Annotated in this window: 12 protein-coding genes and 1 pseudogene; 3 read left to right on the top strand and 10 right to left on the bottom strand. The window is 61.3% G+C overall.

Annotated elements, in window-relative coordinates:
* Positions 1 to 348: 348 nt before the first annotated feature.
* The 6 genes from ACIQTS_RS17815 to ACIQTS_RS17790 form a co-directional block, all read right to left on the bottom strand.
* A complete protein-coding gene (locus ACIQTS_RS17815; RefSeq protein WP_105661647.1) occupies positions 349 to 1,023 on the bottom strand; it encodes a GntR family transcriptional regulator in 675 nt (224 codons plus the stop codon).
* 52 nt (positions 1,024 to 1,075) lie between these two features.
* The gene (locus ACIQTS_RS17810) at positions 1,076 to 2,815 is read right to left on the bottom strand and encodes an acetyl/propionyl/methylcrotonyl-CoA carboxylase subunit alpha (RefSeq protein ID WP_402474255.1); all 1,740 of its coding nucleotides are present in this window, start codon (positions 2,813 to 2,815) and stop codon (positions 1,076 to 1,078) included.
* A gap of 9 nt (positions 2,816 to 2,824) precedes the next feature.
* Complete coding sequence (locus ACIQTS_RS17805) at positions 2,825 to 4,429, bottom strand: carboxyltransferase domain-containing protein (RefSeq protein ID WP_402474253.1); 1,605 nt, start codon at positions 4,427 to 4,429, stop codon at positions 2,825 to 2,827.
* On the bottom strand, positions 4,426 to 5,184 hold the full coding sequence (locus tag ACIQTS_RS17800; protein WP_402474252.1) for a LamB/YcsF family protein: 759 nt from the start codon (positions 5,182 to 5,184) through the stop codon (positions 4,426 to 4,428). Before ACIQTS_RS17800 ends, ACIQTS_RS17805 begins: the two co-directional genes overlap by 4 nt.
* Before the next feature lie 225 nt (positions 5,185 to 5,409).
* Complete coding sequence (locus ACIQTS_RS17795; protein WP_166650680.1) at positions 5,410 to 5,559, bottom strand: hypothetical protein; 150 nt, start codon at positions 5,557 to 5,559, stop codon at positions 5,410 to 5,412.
* A gap of 165 nt (positions 5,560 to 5,724) precedes the next feature.
* Positions 5,725 to 7,410: a formate--tetrahydrofolate ligase gene (locus ACIQTS_RS17790; protein ID WP_402474249.1), complete on the bottom strand. Its 1,686-nt coding sequence runs from the start codon at positions 7,408 to 7,410 to the stop codon at positions 5,725 to 5,727.
* Positions 7,411 to 8,187: 777 nt separating this feature from the next.
* On the opposite strand from ACIQTS_RS17790, the gene ACIQTS_RS17785 reads away from it, so the two are divergent.
* Positions 8,188 to 8,739, top strand: coding sequence for a hypothetical protein (locus ACIQTS_RS17785; RefSeq protein WP_400291381.1), 552 nt, complete (start codon positions 8,188 to 8,190; stop codon positions 8,737 to 8,739).
* Positions 8,740 to 9,183: 444 nt separating this feature from the next.
* Here ACIQTS_RS17785 and ACIQTS_RS17780 read toward each other — a convergent pair.
* Positions 9,184 to 10,619: pseudogene (locus ACIQTS_RS17780) on the bottom strand (IS1380 family transposase).
* A gap of 756 nt (positions 10,620 to 11,375) precedes the next feature.
* Positions 11,376 to 12,836: an MDR family MFS transporter gene (locus ACIQTS_RS17775; RefSeq protein WP_402474247.1), complete on the bottom strand. Its 1,461-nt coding sequence runs from the start codon at positions 12,834 to 12,836 to the stop codon at positions 11,376 to 11,378.
* A gap of 147 nt (positions 12,837 to 12,983) precedes the next feature.
* Here ACIQTS_RS17775 and ACIQTS_RS17770 point away from each other — a divergent pair, with 147 nt between their 5' ends.
* Positions 12,984 to 13,577, top strand: a complete 594-nt coding sequence (locus ACIQTS_RS17770; protein ID WP_400343547.1) for a TetR/AcrR family transcriptional regulator — start codon at positions 12,984 to 12,986, stop codon at positions 13,575 to 13,577.
* Positions 13,578 to 13,789: 212 nt separating this feature from the next.
* Positions 13,790 to 16,012, top strand: coding sequence for an NADP-dependent isocitrate dehydrogenase (locus ACIQTS_RS17765; protein ID WP_402474244.1), 2,223 nt, complete (start codon positions 13,790 to 13,792; stop codon positions 16,010 to 16,012).
* Between the two features lie 549 nt (positions 16,013 to 16,561).
* Here ACIQTS_RS17765 and ACIQTS_RS17760 read toward each other — a convergent pair.
* Together ACIQTS_RS17760 and ACIQTS_RS17755 are read right to left on the bottom strand one after the other, a co-directional pair.
* Entirely contained in the window at positions 16,562 to 17,059 is a 498-nt protein-coding gene (locus ACIQTS_RS17760) for a hypothetical protein (RefSeq protein ID WP_365945775.1), read from the bottom strand.
* 630 nt (positions 17,060 to 17,689) lie between these two features.
* Positions 17,690 to 19,222 (bottom strand): dGTP triphosphohydrolase, encoded by a 1,533-nt coding sequence (locus tag ACIQTS_RS17755; RefSeq protein WP_365945776.1) that lies wholly within the window; start codon positions 19,220 to 19,222, stop codon positions 17,690 to 17,692.
* Positions 19,223 to 19,422 lie beyond the last annotated feature (200 nt).

Below are 19,422 nucleotides of genomic sequence, written 5' to 3'. Positions count from 1 at the left end.
ACGGCGGTGGCGCGCAATGGTTTCGTTAAACCATACGTTGGCTATCTATGTGCTTGCTTGGCTTGTCCGTGCGTCGAGGAAACCCGCAGGGAGCTGGGCTTGCGGCTGCCCGCACCGGCAGGCAGGTGGCGGCGATAGCATCAAGGATCCGGAAAAAAACCGGTGATCGCCGTGGAAATTCCGCGGGGCAAGCCCGGATTTGGCCTCTGGGGCATCCGTGGAAAACAAGAGTGCGCAACCCGATGAGGCATGCGCTGGAGGCTGGCATTTGCCGCAAAGCAGTGAGGAATGCACGGCGCGGATGAGATGGAAATCGCAAGCGGAATGGGCCAAGGCCCTGCTCCATGCCTACTCCGGGCGTTGGGCGATGTGGCTGAGCAATTCAGCTTCAGCGGTGTCGAGATAGCCGCGCAGGGTCTGGGCGGCTTCCAAGCGCTTTCCGGCGCGGAGCATGGCCAGCAGATTCGCATTGCGCTCTACATAGTGCGAATGGAAATCCGGGGCGTCGCTCATGGCGTGGAAGACCAAGCGCATGCGGGCCAGCACGCGGCTCATCAGCTCCTGGAGCAGTTCGCTGTCGGAGGAGGCGACCAGCTGCTTGTGGAAGGCCTGATTGGCATTGGCCATCCGCGGCACGTCGCCGGCAGCCAGACCTGTGCGAGCCTCCTCGATGATCTTGCCCAACCGGTCCAGGTCGATGTCTTGGCCCCACGCCAGGCATGCCGGCTCGACGGTACGGCGCACCGCATAGATTTCCCGCACATCATCAGCATCCGGAGAAGCCACGAAAACACCCCGGTTGGGGATCCGGGTGATGATCAGCTCGCTATTGAGCAAGGTGAAGCTCTCGCGCAAGGTATTGCGCGAGAGCCCCAATGATTCAGCCAGGGTCTGTTCGGAAAGCTTGTCACCGGGCAGTAGCTCGCCTTCGGCAATGCGGCGGCGCAGCTCATTGGCAGCCCAGAGCCCGCTGTGCGCGTGTGGGGCCTTGGCTGGATGCGAGGTGCTGCTGGTGGCTTTCATGCTTCCAATTTATCCCAACTGGCCTGCGGCTACGGACTTCATGGCCTGGACGCTAGCCGATGGTGCCCAAGGTGTCGCCGCGGCGTACGGCTGACCCTGCGCTCAAGTCCGCTGCACGGAAGATGCCATCACGGTGCGCGGTGATGGTGGATTCCATCTTCATCGCCTCGACGATGGCAATGCTCTGCCCTTCGGCGACTGCACTGCCATCTTCCGCAGCGAATCGGACGAGATTCCCGTCCATGGTGCTGCGTACCGCGGCGGCATCGACCTGACCGGCAGCATCATCCTGGGTGGCGGCGACGGTGCCGGCTCCCGGGGTATTGCGCAACGCGTTGGTCAGTGCAGCGGGAAGACCCAGCTGGACGGCCTTGCCGTCGAGCTCTATGGTGATGGTTTCACGGCTGGTATCGCGCTGGTCCAGATCCATCTCGTCGCTGGCCTCCACCTCGTTGAGGAACTCGTCCTCGATCCACGTGGTGTAGACGCCCAGGGATTCGCCGTTGAACGCTTCGTGCTCGATGACGGCGCGGTGGAATGGCAGGACCGTGGGAACACCGGCAATGCTGATTTCTTCCAGTGCCAGGCGGGCACGGCGCAACGCCTGGTTCCTGTCGGCCCCGCGCACAATCAGCTTGGCGATCATCGAGTCGTAGAACGGCGGAATGACCGAGCCGCTGCGGACCCCTGAGTCCACGCGCACGCCGGCGCCGGTTGGCGCTTCGAACCGCTCCACGGTGCCGGGCGCAGGCAGGAAGCCGCGAGCCGGGTCCTCGGCATTGATGCGGAATTCGATGGCATGGCCGGTGGACTGGGGGTCCTCGGTAATGGACAACGGCAGGCCATCGGCAATGCGGAACTGCTCGGCCACCAGATCGACGCCGGAAGTCTCCTCGGTGATCGGGTGCTCCACCTGCAAACGGGTATTGACCTCCAAGAAGGAGATCAGACCGTCCTGGGCCACCAGGTATTCCACGGTGCCGGCCCCGACATATCCGGCTTCCTTGCAGATCGCCTTCGCGGACTGATGGATCCGGGTCCGCTGCTCATCGGTCAAGAACGGGGCAGGCGCCTCTTCCACCAGCTTCTGGTGGCGGCGCTGCAAGGAGCAGTCGCGGGTGCCGACGACCACCACATTGCCGTGGGTATCGGCCAGCACCTGGGCCTCGACGTGGCGCGGCTTGGCCAGGAAACGTTCCACGAAGCATTCGCCACGGCCAAAGGCCACGGTGGCTTCGCGGGTGGCGGACTCGAAAGCATCGGAGATCTCGTCGAGCGAGTAGGCGATCTTGATGCCGCGGCCACCGCCGCCGAAGGCCGCCTTGATGGCTACTGGCACGCCGTACTCTTCAGCGAAGGCCCGCACCTCGCCGGCGTCCGCTGCCGGGCCGTCGGTGCCCGGGGCCAGCGGCGCACCTGCGCGCACCGCGATCTGCCGGGCCGTGACCTTGTTGCCCAGTGCTTCGATGGCCGCGGGGGGCGGACCAATCCAGCTCATGCCGGCTTCGATGACGGCGGTGGCGAAGTTCGCGTTCTCCGAGAGGAAACCGTAGCCGGGGTGCACCGCATCGGCGCCGCAGCGCTTGGCAATCTCGATGATCTTCTCGATATCCAGGTAGGTGTCCGCGCCGGTGGAACCGTGCAGCGGGTACGCTTCATCTGCGCGGCGCACGTGCAGGGCGTCGGCATCCGGGTCCGAGTAGATGGCTACCGACGAAATGTTTGCGTCGGTGGCCGCCCGGGCAATGCGGACCGCGATTTCGCCTCGGTTGGCGATGAGAACTTTTTTCATGGCAATTCCTTAGGCGTCTGATGCCGCGTGGCCGGCAGCGGGATGGAGTTCGAATCGAATTCTGCTTCCGGGCGGAAGCTGCGCGGCTGCGCTGAGGTCTTCGGCAATGACGGTGGCGATCACCGGATAGCCGCCGGTGACCGGATGATCTGCGAGGAACAGCACCGGCAGGCCGGAGGGCGGCACCTGCAAGGATCCGCGGGCTACGCCTTCACTGGCCAGTTCCCCGGAGCGGACGCGCTGCAGCGGCTGCTGCCCGGTATCCAGGCGCACGCCCACGCGGTTGGATTCGCTGGTGACATCCCAAATCTGGGCGGCCAGCTGGTCCAGGCCCGCCTGGCCAAACCAATCGGCACGCGGACCGGGCATGGCGCGCAGCGTGTACACGCCGTTATCGTCTGGGACCGGCAGGGTGCTCGGTTCGCTGTTGCCAACGATGTGGCCCAGCTGCGGGCGGTTCACCGGCAGCAAGCCACCGGCTTGCAAAGGCTGGGGGCCGACTCCGGAAAGGGTGTCGGTAGACAGTGAGCCGAGGACCGTTTCCTGCTCGATGGTGCCGCGCACCGCAAGGTAGCTGCGCAGCCCGCGGCCGGCGGGTTCAACCTCCAGGCGCTCGCCGTGCAGCAGCGCGAACGGTGCATTGGCCGCGGCCTGGCGCGGGGTGCGGACCTGGTCGTCTTCGGCCGGGGTGATCCAGAGTTCTGCTTCGGCGCCGGTAAGCGCCAACACCTGGTCTTGCTCGGCTTCAACGGTGATGCGGCTGCCGAGGTTCTCGATCACGGCCTGGCCTGGTTGGTTGCCCACCAGGCGGTTGGCCTGGTGGAAGGCGGCCGGGTCTGCGGCTCCTGCGACGCCAACTCCGAGGTTGCCATAGCCGATGCGTCCGGCATCCTGGAGCAGGGACTGCAGGCCGGCGTCGATGATTTTCAGGCCACCGGCAAGTGCCTGCACTGATGCTTCGTCTTGTGCGGCGGGTGCCTGGCTCACCGATATTTTCCGGGTGGCCCGGACGAACTGCACGGTATCCTGCGGCCGGATCAATGCAGGATTTTCGCGCTGCAAATCCCACATTTGCAGATCGGCATGTCCAATCAGCTGCCAGCCTCCTGGGGATTGGCGCGGATAGACGGCCGAGTACTCACCGGCGAGCGCCACCGCTCCGGCGGGCACCTTGGTGCGCGGGGAGTCTCTGCGCGGGACATGCAAGTCCTGGTTTTCGCCGAGCAGATAGGCGAAGCCGGGAGCGAATCCGCCAAATACTGCACGCCACCTCTGGCTGGTGTGCGCATTGATCACAGCTTCGGTGCTCAGCCCGGTCAGCCCGGCCACTGCGGCGAGGTCTTCGCCATCGTAATTCACTGGTACTTCAACCAGCTTGCCCGCAGCGTGGAGTGCAGAAGCTACTTCAAGTTCTGGCAGTGCTGCCATGGCCCGTTCGGCGCTCTGCGCGGAATCGAATTTCAGCAGTACCGTTTGCGCGGCGGCCAAGAGGTCGCGCTGTCCGGACAGGGGAGAGGTTTCCAAGGCGGCGTTGAGCGCCAAGACAGCATCGAGCGAGTCCAGGTCGATGAGCAGATCATGGGAACCTGCCCGGTGAATGGCGCGGATGCTCACGCGAAGCTCCGGATCTGCACGCCGGCATGTTCCAGTCCTGCGCGCACGGCGCTGGCCATGGCCACTGCACCGGCAGTATCGCCGTGCAGGCAGATGCTCTCGGCTTCCATCTTGATGGTGCTGCCGTCCACGGCAACAATGGTGCCTTCGGTGGCCAGGCGGACCATGTTCTCGGTGACCTGCGCGGGGTCGTGCAATACGGCGTTGGATTCGCGGCGGGAGACCAAGGTGCCCTCGGGGGTGTAGCTGCGGTCGGCGAAGGCTTCTGCAACGCCGCGCAGGCCAGCGGCTTCGGCCTTTTGCAGGGCGACAGAACCTGGCAGCAGCAGGACCGGCAGGTCGGTGCCGAAGGCCTTGATGGCATCGATGACCGCTTGGGCGTGCACCTCGTGGTGCACGATGGTGTTGTACAGGGCGCCGTGCGGCTTGACGTACTTGATTTCGCCGCAGGCGCTGCGGGCCAGCGCCTGCAGGGCACCGAGCTGGTAGAGCACGTCATCGGCCAATTCGGTGGCCGAGCAATCCAGGAAGCGGCGGCCGAAACCGGCCAGGTCGCGGTAGCCCACATGGGCTCCGATGGTGACGTTGGCGCTGACCGCATCGCGGCAGGTCTGGGCGATGGTGCTCGGATCTCCGGCGTGGAAGCCGCAGGCGACGTTGGCGGAGGAAACGGAGGTGAAGATGGCGGCGTCGTCGCCCATCGTCCAGTTGCCGAACGACTCGCCTACGTCTGAATTCAGGTCTATATATGGCATTGTGATCCCCGTCTCGTGAAAACCTCTTGGTAAAAGAATGCCCCACTTTCGGTAATTGTTCAACAATCTTGGCAGGGTTTTTGAGCATCGCTTCCCGGAATTCTGCTGGAGCGGTGTTCCCATCTGTCATCTGATCAGGCGTTTTGCACGTGGAATACTAAAGCCCGAGGCCAGGAATCCTTGCGGAATCCTGGCCTCGGGCAGGTCTTGTGGCTGGCGGTGCGGCTACTGGCCTTCTTCGCCGTCGGAATCTTCATGCCCGAACGGAATAGGCGCGTTCTGGGCCGCATCCGGATCAGGGACAGTAGTGTTCTCGCCCTCTGGGTCCGGAGTCTGAGCTGGACCTGTGGTTTCGTCGTGGTTTTCGGTTCCCATGGTTATTTCCCTTCATCCGTGCCTTGCTTGGTTGCCAGCTATCGGGTGCTGGTTCACATAGCCTAGCCGTGAATCGTGGCGAAAAGCGGTGCGATCAGGGAATTACCATGTTCGCCCGCCGTGGAATCCCGGCACGCTGGCGATCCCCGCGGCCTTGCCTGGCCGCTAGGACAGTCCGATGGCGTTGCCGTGCTCGTCGACATCCATGTGCAGGGCCGCTGGCACCCGCGGAAGTCCCGGCATCGTGGTGAGCGCCCCGGTGATGGCCACGATGAATCCGGCACCGGTCTTGGGGATCAGCTCGCGGACCTGCACGGTGAAGCCGCTGGCGGCGCCTAGCAGCTGCGGGTCATCGGAGAAGGAGTACTGGGTTTTGGCGATGCAGACCGGCAGGTGCGACCAGCCGTTGTCGTGGATCTGCTGGAGCATCCGCCGGGCCTTGGGGGAGTACTCGACGCCTTCGCCGCCGTAGACGCCGCGCACCAGGGCCAGGATCTTGTCCTCGACCGGCTGCTGCAGCTCGTACAGCGGGGCAAAATTGCCCGGTTCCCCGATGGTCCGCAGCACCATGGCGGCCAGCTCGCCTGCTCCGGAGCCGCCCTGGCCCCAGACATCGGCGATGGCGCAGGCAATGCCCTGCTGCTTTGCCCAGCCGGTGACCGCTTCCAGCTCGGCATCGGTATCCGTGGTGAAGCGGTTGATGCCGATCACCGGCTGGATGCCGAACTTCGAGACGATCGAGGCGTGGCGTTCCAGGTTCGGCAGCCCGGCCCGCACGGCCTCGACGTTTTCTTCCCCCAGCTCCTCCTTGGGCACCGAACCATGCATCTTCAGTGCGCGGACGGTGGCGACAATGACCACCGTGTCCGGCGGGCACCCGGCGTAGCGGGCCTTGATGTCCATGAATTTCTCGGCGCCCAGATCGGTGCCGAAGCCGGCTTCGGTCACCACCACGTCGGCCAGTGCGCGGGCGGTGTTGGTGGCGATGGCCGAGTTGCAGCCGTGGGCGATGTTGGCAAAGGGCCCGCCGTGGATGAGCGCGGGAGTGCCCCCGATGCTCTGCACCAGGTTGGGCTTGATGGCTTCCTTGAGCAGCAGCGCCATCGCACCCGCCGCGCCCAGGTCATCGGCGGTGACCGGGGCCTTGGCGTAGGTGTATCCGACGGTGATCCTGCCCAATCGGGCGCGCAGGTCCGCCAGCCCGGTGGCCAGGCAGAAAACAGCCATGACCTCGGAGGCGGCGGTGATTTCGAAGCCAGTTTCGCGCGGCACCCCGTTGGCGGTACCGCCCAGGCCGATCACCACGTGGCGCAATGCGCGGTCGTTCATGTCCAGCACCCGCTTGAAGGTGATGGATCGCGGGTCGATGCCCAGCTCGTTGCCCTGCTGCAGGTGGTTGTCGAGCATTGCCATGAGAAGGTTGTTCGCACTGGTGATGGCGTGGAAATCCCCGGTGAAATGCAGATTGATCTCGTCCATGGGCAGTACCTGGGATTGGCCTCCACCGGTGGCTCCGCCCTTCATCCCGAAGCTCGGGCCGACTGAGGGCTCGCGCAGCGCGATGATGGTCTTGGTCCCGGTGGCAGCCAGCGCGTCGCCCAGGCCCACCACCATGGTGGATTTGCCTTCCCCTGCCGGCGTCGGGGACATGCCGCTGACCAGGACGACTTTTCCGGGCCGGCTTCCGTTGGCCGGCAGCAGGGCAGGATCAATTTTGGCCTTGTACTTGCCGTAGGGCTCCAGCGCGTCCTGCGGGATTCCGGCCGCCTCGGCAATCCGGGAGATCGGCCTGAGCACTGCCCGCGAGGCAATGGCCAGATCGCTCATATCGGTTTCCGGCAATGCTGCCATGTTGTGTCCCTGTCTGGCTGCCCGGTGACCCGGGGATGAGGAAGACCAAGGCTTCTGGTTTTCCCTGATTGGCCTTCAAGCTATCACCTTGCAGACAAGGCGAGAAGGTACACCCGGCAGAATGCACCGGCAGCACGTGGATCGGTACTTTGCTGGGAACCAGAAGGGGCGTAAGTGGTGCGATCCCAAAAATAACTAATGGGCCATCACCTATGTCTGCCCCGCCGCTTCAAAAATTTGTGTATAAATCTTGACTTGTCGGATTCATATGGAAGAAATCGCGTTGCCATCGTGAGTGTAACAGGACCGCATCGTCCGATTGTCATAAGCACAAGTCAGACCTTCGAGCTGCGGAGTGATATACGAGTTAAGAATTGTGAAAACCGTAATCTCAAACGGCCGCATAAGCGCCCAATCGAGGCCAGAATCAGGGAGCAGCCCCCGCTGATAAAAGATCGTTGATCTGCTGGCGACATGTCAATTTAAAAGCCATTCAAGTCTTGCACTGCACTAGAGCAGGCTCATTCCCAACCCTGAAGAAGCTCCTGTTCTCAAAGCCTTCCAGGGAGTGAGCGCCACAAAGAGTAGGAACTCGCTGGCTTGGATAAGCTGCTTGACGTTCGTAAAGTCTCTCAGAAGCACCATGGCATCCCAAGGGTCCGCGCCTCTTTACTAAGGTATGTCGATTTTCCAAAAAAGATTGCTATATCTCTATCTTACTAGTAGCTTCTATACGTGGACAGAATTCATCACTGAAAAATAGAAAGTCTGGATGCGATGTCGTTAGATCGACGGAATGTAGTTTTCAACCTTGCCCCAGTAGTTCTACTAGGGTTACTAGCGCCACAAGCAGCTAAACTAGGGCGCAATGAGCAAGCGGGCGACAAATTAACTTCACTATACGATTGCAATACCTGTGATCCGGATAGCAAAGATTTGCAGAACATCGAAGATTTCGAGCGTGCGTTTGAAGAATTCGGTTCAGTCTCGGATATTGAGATTGCCCAGATGGCTAAGCGTCAGAAGCGATTGAATGATCTGGGTGTAATGCAACCCGCAGGGTTACCGCTCCCTGGCCCAGCTGCTATTGTAAGTTGCGCGTTAACTGCAGCCTGGGTTTTCCGAAAAGGCGTTTCCAAGAACCAAGTAATCATGCAGGTCACGGAAGTGATTGTTGGCTGTGTTGGAATTCCTGCAACGTCTTGGGTTTTGGTCCGTGTCGCACGTTTGGTTTGGAAGTATAGGAAGAAGATTGCCGCAGCACTGGCTGCTGTTGGTCTGACAGCAGCACAACTCGCTCCGATTCGCAATGCTCCATACCCGGGATAGCGTGGGAGCTACTGGTTCAGACAGGAGTTGCCTAATATGAGATGGGCTCGCAAACTCGTAGTTCGTCGGGTCGCTTTGTATCTTACGATATCTATCCTCGGTCTTTCGGTGTTGACTGGTGTTTATTGCGCGCTGGCTAACCGTCATTTCCTTGAAGTGTTAGAGAACCTCTGGATAGCGTTCGCATTTGCACTCGTAACTGCAGCTTTAACCGCAGTTAAAGACCATCGCAATGACAAAGAAGAGTTGTGAGAATCGAGATCAGCTAACCCAACTTTTTCATGACGGTCCGGAAACCCACCTACGACTGGCGTAAGCCACGCACTGGTGGGTTTCCGCATTTGCGGGCACGACGAAGAGCGCCACCCGCTGGCGCATGCACCGGCCACCACCCACCGAAAACTGCATTGCCGTTGAAGGAATCAGGGACCGGACGCCAGCGGCTCAGGCTGCCAAGTGCCCGTCTCGCCACCTGCCAGCCAGCCTGCTGATCCGCTCCTGCAACAACAGCACCAGACCCGCTTCTGGTGCGTCCTGGTTGACCAGTATTCGCGGCCTTCGGCTGCCGGTCACCAGCTTCCCGGCCAGCGACCAGATACGATACCGCCACCGCTTCAAATCCCAACTGACGGCGGCATGCTCGGCCGGCAGCACCGCCAGCTGCAGCCATGTCACCAGGTTCAAAGCGAACATCGCCAGATTCGCCCAGGCCTGGTTCGCGCCGAACGCGAAAAACGGCAACTTGCCCAACCCGGCAGCCTTCAACGACTTGATCCGGTTCTCGCACCGGCCCCGCGCCCGATGCCGCACGTCCAAGAACGCCGGATCAAACCGAGGAGCATTGGTCAAGAATGCGGTCACCCGATTCCCGGCGGTATCGAACAGGTTGGCCTTCGCCCCGGGATGCAAGGGCTCGGCCCGCAAATAAATCCTGGTGCCCGGCGGATAATCCCTCAACCCCAAGATCTTGGTCGCGTCGATCACCCACGCATCCTCACGAATCTTGCCGGTGGCGGTGAGTGCCGGCTCCCAATACTTCTTCTCGTTGATCCATCCGATGAACCGCTCATTGACCACGGGCAGCGCGTACGAGGTGGAGAACTGCAAACCCAGGGCATGCAAGTGGTGCAAAAATTCGCGGGACGCCCCAGCACTATCGGTGCGGACCAGGATCTTCTCACCGATCAGGCAACCATCCTGGTCATAGAAATCATCAGGCAACTGGGCCAACGCCTCGGTGAGGATGCTGATATGGTCCGCCGCGGAATTCGCTCCCTTGTTGCCGGGGCGCATCCTCACCGCCAGCACCTCCCCGGTGCCATGGCCCTGGCCGTAATCGGCCATGGCGATCATCGGAGTGAACCCGTACCCGCGCTTGTAAGTGCCTTTGGCGCCTTCCTTGTCGGAGTGCACATGCACCAATAAGGCATCGATATCCAAGATGAGCGGGTTGGCGCGGGTTGTCCGCACGGCCGGGCTGCGCCGGCCAGCAGCGGCCCAGAGCCGGGAACGGACCTCCCTTTGCATGGTCGCGAAGGCTAGTCGAACGCGCCGGGATGCTCGGCGAGGCGGGTGAAGAAGCGGCTGAACGTTGATTCGGAAGCCACCGACCCGAACACGCCTCGGGCAACGCGTAGCTGGTCGGTGTCGGTGACGTGCTCCCCGCCAGCGGCGAGGGTCAGCACCAGGTCGCTGATCATTTTCCCTGGACGGTGGGTCGCGGTGGCGGGGACGAACTGGCCGAGCCGGTCCTCGGCCAGTTGCCGGAACCCGAGGCTGTTGAGCAGGCCGGTCAGCGTGGACAGCCCAGCATGGGACACCAGATTCTGGGATATGGTCACGGTTGGGAGCTGCGGGTAAAGACCGGTATGATTATTCACTGAAAGAGTGATCCTTGAACTCATGGAATTTTGGCTTAGACACCTTTATTTTCCCAGTTCAGATCACTCTTTCGTCTTTAATGACAGTTAATTACGGCACCCATCATGAAACACCCGGGCTAAGCTGACTGCAGTAACGGCAGCGATTACCTGCCTTTAGCAATCACGATCATGAACACAGTCTATTTACGCCTTTGCTACTTCAGGATCACAATAGGGGGCTTCTGCTTTCCATGACTCGAGTCGATTTTTAGCTCTTCGCTGATGTTGTGCGTGCGGTCATGCTCCGAGCCTGTTTTCTGTTTCGATGGCGTAGGTCTTATCCTTCGTTCTCGCGTTTTCCGATGAATGAATGCTTAACGGCGCACGACCCGGTTCTACCATTAGTTGCCTCCAATAAATGGTCCGCTCAGGCTGTATTGAACTGCCTAGCTGGCGCATGATTGGAGCACGCTGGGCAATGGTGACCGAGGTCGGGTGGTTATCTGTTTCTAGACATTTCGTCATTCTTGTCGTTTGCCCACTATCTTCCGATGTGTAAGGACGGCCTGCCTTGCGGAGTCGGCTTAGCGCCTCGGCACGTTCCCGGCCGGTAGAAAAGCATTCATAGGACAAATGAAGCCCGAGCGGTGTAATGCCAAAAGGAATTCCATCGCTCGGGCTGATTGCTCTCTTATCTGGGCCATCTGCCGCTGGTCCGGGTGCCAGCGCTCCCGCCCTCCAGGCCTTGAGGGCCAGCAACGCCGAAGTGGCGCCTCAGTGATTCGCGTGCGGCTTCTCGCCCTTGATCATGAAGGCGAAGACGATCCCGATCGTGGCCAGCACGGCGCCGACGATGAACGAGATATGCGCGCCAGAGAACAAGGCCTCGGCCAGCTCGGACCCGGCGTCCAGCTGGACCTTTGACAGCAGCGACATCACGGTCACGAAGACCGTGGTGCCGATGGCGCCGCCCAGCTGCTGCGCGGTATTGAAGATTGCCGAACCGTGGCCGAACAGGCGCGGATCCACCGAAGCCATCGCGGAGGACATCAAGCCGGTCATCAGCAGGGCCAGTCCGATGGAGAAGACGATGTGGCAGAGCATGAACATCCACAATTCGGTCTGCGCGGTGACAGTGGTGTACATCCACTGCCCGGCGGCCAGGAGCACGGCGCCGGGGATCAGCACCGGGCGCGGTCCGCGCTTGTCGTAGATCCGCCCGAAAATCGGCGAGGCGATGGCCTGGGCCAGCCCGCCGGGAAGCAGCATGATGCCGATCTGCAGCGAGTCGATGCCCTGCCCGGATTCCAGCAGGATCGGCACGATCATCAGCGAACCGAGCAGGGTGCCGAAGGCAATCATGATCATCGCGATCGCGAAGCTGAAGCTGCGCGAGGCAAACGGGGTCAGGTTCAGCAGTTCGCGGCCGCTGGCGGCCAGCTTGACCTGGCGGATGATGAACAGTGCCAGGGCCACCAGGCCGATGGCGAAGCTGGCGATCATCATCGTGGCGTTATCCGCGGCATGCTCGATGCTGGAAATGCCGTACACCAGGAACCCGAAGGCCAAGGCGGAAAGTAGCACCGAAGCCGAATCCACCTTGATCTTGCGTGCACTGGAAGGGATCTTGAAGAAGATGGCGCCCAGTACCAGGACCGCCACGGCGATCGGCAGCATCAGGATGAAGATGTAATGCCAGCCCAATGCGTGCACGATGGCTCCCGAGGCGGTAGGCCCGATAGCCGGGCCGACGCCGATGACGATCGAGTTCAGGCCCATGATGGTGCCGCGCTGGTGGACGGGCACCAGCGTCAAGGTGGTGGTCATCAGCAAGGGCAGGACGATGGCCGTGCCGATGGCCTGGATAACGCGTGCCAGCAGCAAGAAGGCGAAGCTCGGCGCCAGCACCGCGATGACGGTGCCGAGGATGAAGCTGATGATGGCGAAGAAGAACAGCGACCGGTGCGCGAAGCGCTGCAGCAGGAAGCCAGTGGTGGGGATGACGACTGACAGGGTCAGCAGGAATCCGGTGGTGAGCCACTGGCCGGTGGACGCCGAAATGCCCATGTCCTGCATGATGCCGGGCAGCGCTACCGTGAGCACGGTCTCGTTCAGGATCATCATGAAAGCGGCCAGGGCCAGCGAGGCGATGATGCCTGTCAGGGTTTTGGTGGAGAGTTGCCCGGCGGGCGCCGCGCTTGGCTTGGCGCTGGTTCTAGGGGGATTTGTAGTCACGAAGTCTTCTTCCTGTGGAGTGTCAACCGCTAAATACTGTCACACTCTGCCACTTTTTCGTAAGCGAATCTGTCAGACTGTGACAGGAAACAAATTTGGTGGACGAGGCCTGCGCAGTACAGGCAGTCCGGAGCATCGGAGAGCGCCATGGGGATTCGCGAGGAACGCAAAGAGGCAACGATCCAGTCCATCCGGGCAGCAACCCTGGAGCTGGTGGAACTCCAGGGCCTGGAGTCGGTGACCGTGGGGCAGATCGCTGCCCGGGCCGGCATTTCCGAGCGGACCTTCTTCCGCTACTGCGAATCCAGGGAAGCGGCCATGGTGCCGGCGCAGCATGAATTGATCCAGGCCGTGACCGAATGCCCCATCGCTGACGGATCCACGAGCGCGCAGATTTTTCGGCTGCTGGCCAACGAATGCCGCCGAATCCTTGTTGCCGAGATTCGCGGCAACGAATACCGGCGCATTTCCCGGTTGATTGCCACGGAGCCGAAGCTGCTATTGGCCATCACCCGGCAAGATCAAGCCTTCTGCGCTGCCACCTCGCAGGAGCTGCGCCGCCGCGGGCTGGTGCCGGCCATGCCAGCCTTGATGATTGGCGAAGCCTTGGCCGCCCTCTGGCGCGTGGCCTGGCAGAGCTTCGGCCAGGCGGAAAGCGCCGGGGAGCCTGCAGATCCAGTTGAGCTCTTCGATGAGGCCATGGCGAATCTCGAAGCGCTGGCCGGCGGAAGAGCCGAATAGCGAATAACTCTGTTGAGTTATCGCTGATTAACTTAAATGTGACGAACTGCTTGCAGGCTGTCCAGCCCGGCATTTCGGTGAATAAACGGCGTTGCCGCGCGTATTTCCCGCTGCCGCAAAGTGTGGTGCAGAGCAAAATCAGGTAGATTTGGAACGTTGAGTTCAGGGCGGTAACACCGCTTCCGCACGACGTTCAGGGAGACGCCACACCTATGGCAAAGATTATTTACACCCACACCGACGAAGCGCCTATGCTGGCGACCCACTCGTTCCTGCCAATCGTGGAGGCCTTCGCCTCGACCGCCGGTGTGGAACTTGAGACCCGCGACATCTCGCTGGCTGGTCGCATCATCGCTACCTTCCCGGATTATGTCACCGAAGAGCAGCGCATCGGTGATGCTCTGGCAGAACTTGGCGACCTGGCCAAGACCCCGGATGCAAACATCATCAAGCTGCCGAACATCTCGGCTTCGATTCCGCAGCTGAAGGCTGCCATCGCCGAGCTGCAGGCTGCCGGCTACGCACTGCCTGACTACCCGGATAACCCGACCTCGGATGAAGAGACCGACGTCCGCGCACGCTACGACAAGATCAAGGGTTCGGCTGTGAACCCGGTCCTGCGCGAGGGCAACTCGGACCGCCGTGCACCGCTGAGCGTGAAGAACTACGCTCGCAAGTACCCGCACTCCATGGGCGAGTGGGCCGCTGATTCGAAGACCAACGTGGCCACCATGGGCGTTGACGACTTTGCTGCCAACGAGAAGTCCGTAGTCATCGACGCGGACAAGAAGATCTCGATCCGCTTCGTCGGCGAAGACGGCGAAGTCAAGGTCCTGAAGAAGCCTTTCGACGTGCTGGCCGGCGAAGTCATCGACGGCACCGTCATGCACGCCGCGGCCCTGTCCGAGTTCCTGAAGAACTCCGTGGCCCGCGCCAAGGAAGAGGGCGTGCTGTTCTCGGCGCACCTGAAGGCCACCATGATGAAGGTCTCCGACCCGATCATCTTCGGCCACGTGGTGAAGGCCTACTTCTCCGAGCTGTTCGAAACCTACGGCGACGAGCTGGCAGCAGCCGGCCTGAACCCGAACAACGGCCTGGCAGCCATCCTCGGCGGCCTGGACGAGCTGTCCGACGAGGTGCGCGCCGGCGTGGAGAAGCTGATCGCCAAGGGCCTGGAAGAGGGCCCGGCAGTTGCCATGGTCGATTCCGACAAGGGTATCACCAACCTGCACGTTCCATCGGACGTGATTGTCGACGCTTCGATGCCGGCCATGATCCGCCTGGGCGGCAAGATGTGGGATGCCAAGGGCGACACCGCAGACACCCTGGCTGTGCTCCCGGATTCCTCCTACGCAGGCATCTACCAGGTGGCCATCGACGACTGCCGTGCCAACGGCGCGTTCGACCCGACCACCATGGGCACCGTGCCGAACGTCGGCCTGATGGCGCAGAAGGCCGAGGAATACGGCTCGCACGACAAGACCTTCGAAATCGCTGGCAACGGCCACGTGCAGATCGTCGACGAGAACGATGCAGTGCTCATCGAGCACCAGGTCTTCGCTGGCGACATCTGGCGCGCCTGCCAGACCAAGGATGTAGCCATCCGCGACTGGGTGAAGCTGGCAGTGAACCGTGCCCGCGCCTCCCAGACCCCGGCTGTCTTCTGGCTCGATGAGAACCGCGCCCATGACGCAGTGCTGATCACCAAGGTCAACGAGTACCTCAAGGAGCACGACACCGAGGGCCTGACCATCGAGATCCTGTCCCCGGTCGAAGCGACCCAGTACTCGATCGACCGCATCCGCAAGGGCGAGGACACCATCTCGGTGACCGGCAACGTGCTGCGCGACTACCTGACCGACCTGTTCCCGATCCTGGAACTGGGCACTTCGGCCAAGATGCTCTCGATCGTTCCGCTGCTGGCTGGCGGCGGCCTGTTCGAGACCGGTGCCGGCGGCTCGGCTCCGAAGCACGTGCAGCAGCTGGTGAACGAGAACCACCTGCGCTGGGATTCGCTGGGCGAGTTCATGGCCCTGGGTGCTTCCTTCGAGCACCTGGCAGTGACTACCAACAACGCCCGCGCCCAGGTGCTGGCCGATACCCTCGACGCTGCAACCGGCACCTTCCTGTTGGAAGACAAGTCGCCTAAGCGCAAGGTGGGCGAGCTGGATAACCGCGGCAGCCACTTCTACCTGGCCAAGTTCTGGGCTGAAGAGCTGTCAAAGCAGGACAAGGACGCAGAACTGGCCGAGGCCTTCTCCGCAGTTGCCAAGGCACTGGGCGAGAATGAAGAAGCCATCGTTGCCGAGCTGGCCGAGGTGCAGGGCAAGGCTGTCGAGCTGGGTGGCTACTACCGCCCAGACGAAGCCAAGACCGCAGCGGCCATGCGCCCAAGCGCAACCCTGAACAAGGCTCTTGAACTGCTGACCAAGTAGTCCTTGCAGCCAATCAGCTGGCCTCAATCCTCAGTGAGGATTGGGGCCAGCTGCTTCAACCTGTGGAACCGTTTCAACTATTCGACTGCCCGGGTACCTTGAAAATGATAATAATTTCGGGACGCGAGCTTCTTATGGCCTTTTCCAGGATGGAGGCTACCACCCGGAGGTCATGTCCCGGATTCTTGATCATTTTCCCGTTAGGGTGCCGAAACTCGCGGTAGTCGATGATGACCAGCTTTTCCCGTTCTCGGGGATTTGCCCGGCTTTCCGCGCATCATAGATTTTCCGCTGTACTCTGCGTGGCATACCAGTCGAGGTGGTCCTTGAATCGAAGAACGGTACTGGCTCAGTGTGCTGTTTTTCGTGGCATTCAACAACCGGATCATGGTCATCTCAGAGCTCGTCGACCGGCAGCTTCTTCCAGGTTTGGTTTTTCAACGACGGATCACCTAGGAGCCATGGAAGGGACTTCTGGTTCTCGCTGGTGGAGCCAAATGCATGCATAGCTCAAGCAGATGGAGCAGACCTGGATGCCGAGCTTCTATCCTAGTCTGCGTTCTCAGGCGCGTAGGCAGGAGGATGCGGAAAGCGCTGTTCGCTTCCCCAGCCGATTTCCCAACCTTCCGTGTCGTCGAAGTAATCGGCGTACGCTACCGGCAAATCGGTGAGCTGGTTGACCCGAGCTGCCAATTGCGCATACCACTGAACGTATTCGCGATTGCCGGTGTCCTCCATGCTTGAACGCTGTAGCGATGGCATGCCAATGAGGATGGCTTCTGCAACGTTGACATGGCTGACGTCGTGGGGGAACTGGATTTTCTGGTTGAACACATTTTCATCGGCCGTCGAGTAGAGGCAACTTTCCCGGGCCAGGAAAGGCCCGCCGAATCGATCATCGGCGCGCCACTCCGTCACGTTGAAGACGGCAATTCTCCAGGCAGTTCCTGAAGCGTTGATTCCCGGGAGAATTCTCAACCCGCGATAGCCCAGGCTGTGGAGAAGCCGAACAGCTTCGATAATTCTGACAGCCAATTGTGAATCCATGGTCAGGCCTGATGTTCCTCAACAGTAGATGGACGCTTGCAAGTACATGCTCCCACGGGCCACCGACTCATTGGCACGGACTGAAAAGGCTCTTCGCCGATCATGCGCGGAGACCAGTTTGCAGGGCAATTGGGCCCGTGGCCTCCGGTGCGGCTCATGCACCGCTCAACGCCACGCCTTTGGCGCGTAAGCGTTGCCCGGCGTGCAGGAGCACGTCGTCATAATCTGTCACGCTCCGGGCGGGGCGCATGCCGCAGCGACGGTATTTCTGGTCCAAATACGGGCAATGAGAAACGTGGCGTAAAGGGGCGATTTACATTGTGTTAAAGGTTTCTCACAATGCCGAAAATCGCTTTGACTAGGGATATTTTGCGCTAATGTACTAAGTGCCGGAACGGGAATTCCGACCCGGAACGAAACAGCAATCCAACTGATTAGAACGAGGTATTTTGATGTTGAGCGATCTTCTTGCAACCCTGGTGGAACTCATCCGAAGCCTGGGCCTCTAACCCCTGAGCGCAACTTTCGAGTTGGTGACATTGGCCGTTGCTCATGTGGGCGAGCAACGGCCAATGGCTCGTTAATCGGACTAGCGATTTTGCCGCGGGCAGGTGCGCGAGAGGCCGTTGACTAGAGCCCGCGGCCGGCTTCCCAGAGATTGTCCGAGGTGCCGGTTAGCAGCGAATTCAACGAGACGGCTTGGGCATCGGTGAAGGAAGCAATGTAATCGACGATGGCCCGGGCCTGGCCCAGCCGTTGGATCTCTTGCGGGCCGGACTGCGAGAACAGCTCCGGGGTGCTCTCGCGCAATTGGCGGTATTCCTCGGTGGTAGCTTCCACCGAGTCCAGCAACCGTCGCGGTGCGCGCCCTGCATCCTCCGGATCATTGAGCCAGGTGTTGAAGCCTTCTGCCAGGGAACGGATAATTCGCGTTTGCCCACGCTGGTATACCGCCAGGTCTGAACGGTCCAAGACGAAGCGGGCATGGACGAACTTGAGTACTACGACGTCATGCCATGCTTCATCGCTCAAGCGGATATGGCCGCTGCGCACATTAGGCGTGCGTTCAACGGTGATCGATTCCTGCAACCGGTCAATCCATCGCCGAGTGAAGGCGGTAACCGCACGGTCCGCCTGCAGGCCGCCGTCGTAGGGAACTGCGAGCAAGCCATCGACGAGGTCATGGCCGACCCGTTGCACCGAGGCGCGGAATGCGTCTGGATTGGCAATCCAAGGATCCTTCGCCAGGACATGGCGCCACGTAATTTCCAGCGCGTGGCCCGGCTGCCGCTGGTCCAGCTCTGGGGCCTTCAGGGCTTGGAAGCGGACAGACTGATCCAGCCACGCTCGCAGTTCAGCGGAGACGCTGGTGTATTGCAATATGCCAGCGCGATAGAAATCATCGAGGTCATGAACCGCGTAGGCGATATCGTCTGCGATATCCATAACCGAGCTTTCCAGCGTCTGCTGGTATTTTCCGATGCCCGGGAAGACCGACAGGACGTCGTCCATTTCCTCAGCCTCGATATCGTAGGCTGAATACTTCATGGCGCCAGCAGCCGGATTCGCGCCGACGCCACGGGGGAGCAGCTCCGGGGCGACCGGGGCCTGGCTGCGCCATTCATTGCGCGTCCAGGGATATTTGAGTACAGCCGCGCGAACCGCGCGAGTCAGGTTCATGCCGCGCGGTGTGGCATCGCAGCTATCGAGGGCGGTGAGGATCCGGAAGGTCTGTGCATTGCCTTCGAATCCGTCGGGAAGCCCCAAGGTATCGCGGGCGACCCGGTCGAGTTCCTGCTCTCCCAGATGCCCGAAAGGCGGGTGGCCCAGATCGTGGGCGGCTGCCGCTGCTTGGACAACTACCGGGTCGCACCCTCCTAAGTCGGAGATTAGTCGCCTAGTAGGTTCGTCACGCCTTCGGAGGCCGATGGCGATGGAACGGGCCACCGCCGAAACCTTCAGCGAATGGGTCAATCGGTTGTGGACCAGGGTGCCTGAACCCGCCTGGGGAATCACCTGCGTCACCGAGGACAGCCGGGAGAAGTACGGGGAGAAGCGGATGCGCTCAATGTCTACGCGGAACTCATCTTCACCGGTGCGATTCCGTTCGGCGATCGCGCGGTCGCGGCCGCCGGTCTGATGTGTCTGTGCTCTAGTTTCCATCGTATGAACTAGCCTAGGCGATCGAGCAAGAGAAGCCACGCGAATTGGTGCAACTTCGTTTCGGGGCGACGAACGTCCAGTGCCGTGGGGGGGGGGGGGGGGGGGGGGCGGGCCCCCCCCCCCCCCCCCCGGCCGCCCCCCCCCCACCAGAAACCCAACCAAGAGGCGGTGGTGGAGTGGGGGGGGCGCTAGTTGTAGTG

Source organism: Glutamicibacter sp. NPDC090743 (assembly GCF_044769125.1).
GTDB lineage: Bacteria > Actinomycetota > Actinomycetes > Actinomycetales > Micrococcaceae > Glutamicibacter.
The sequence above is the reverse complement of the archived record's forward strand: the minus strand, read 5'-3'. Positions and strand labels throughout refer to the sequence as shown.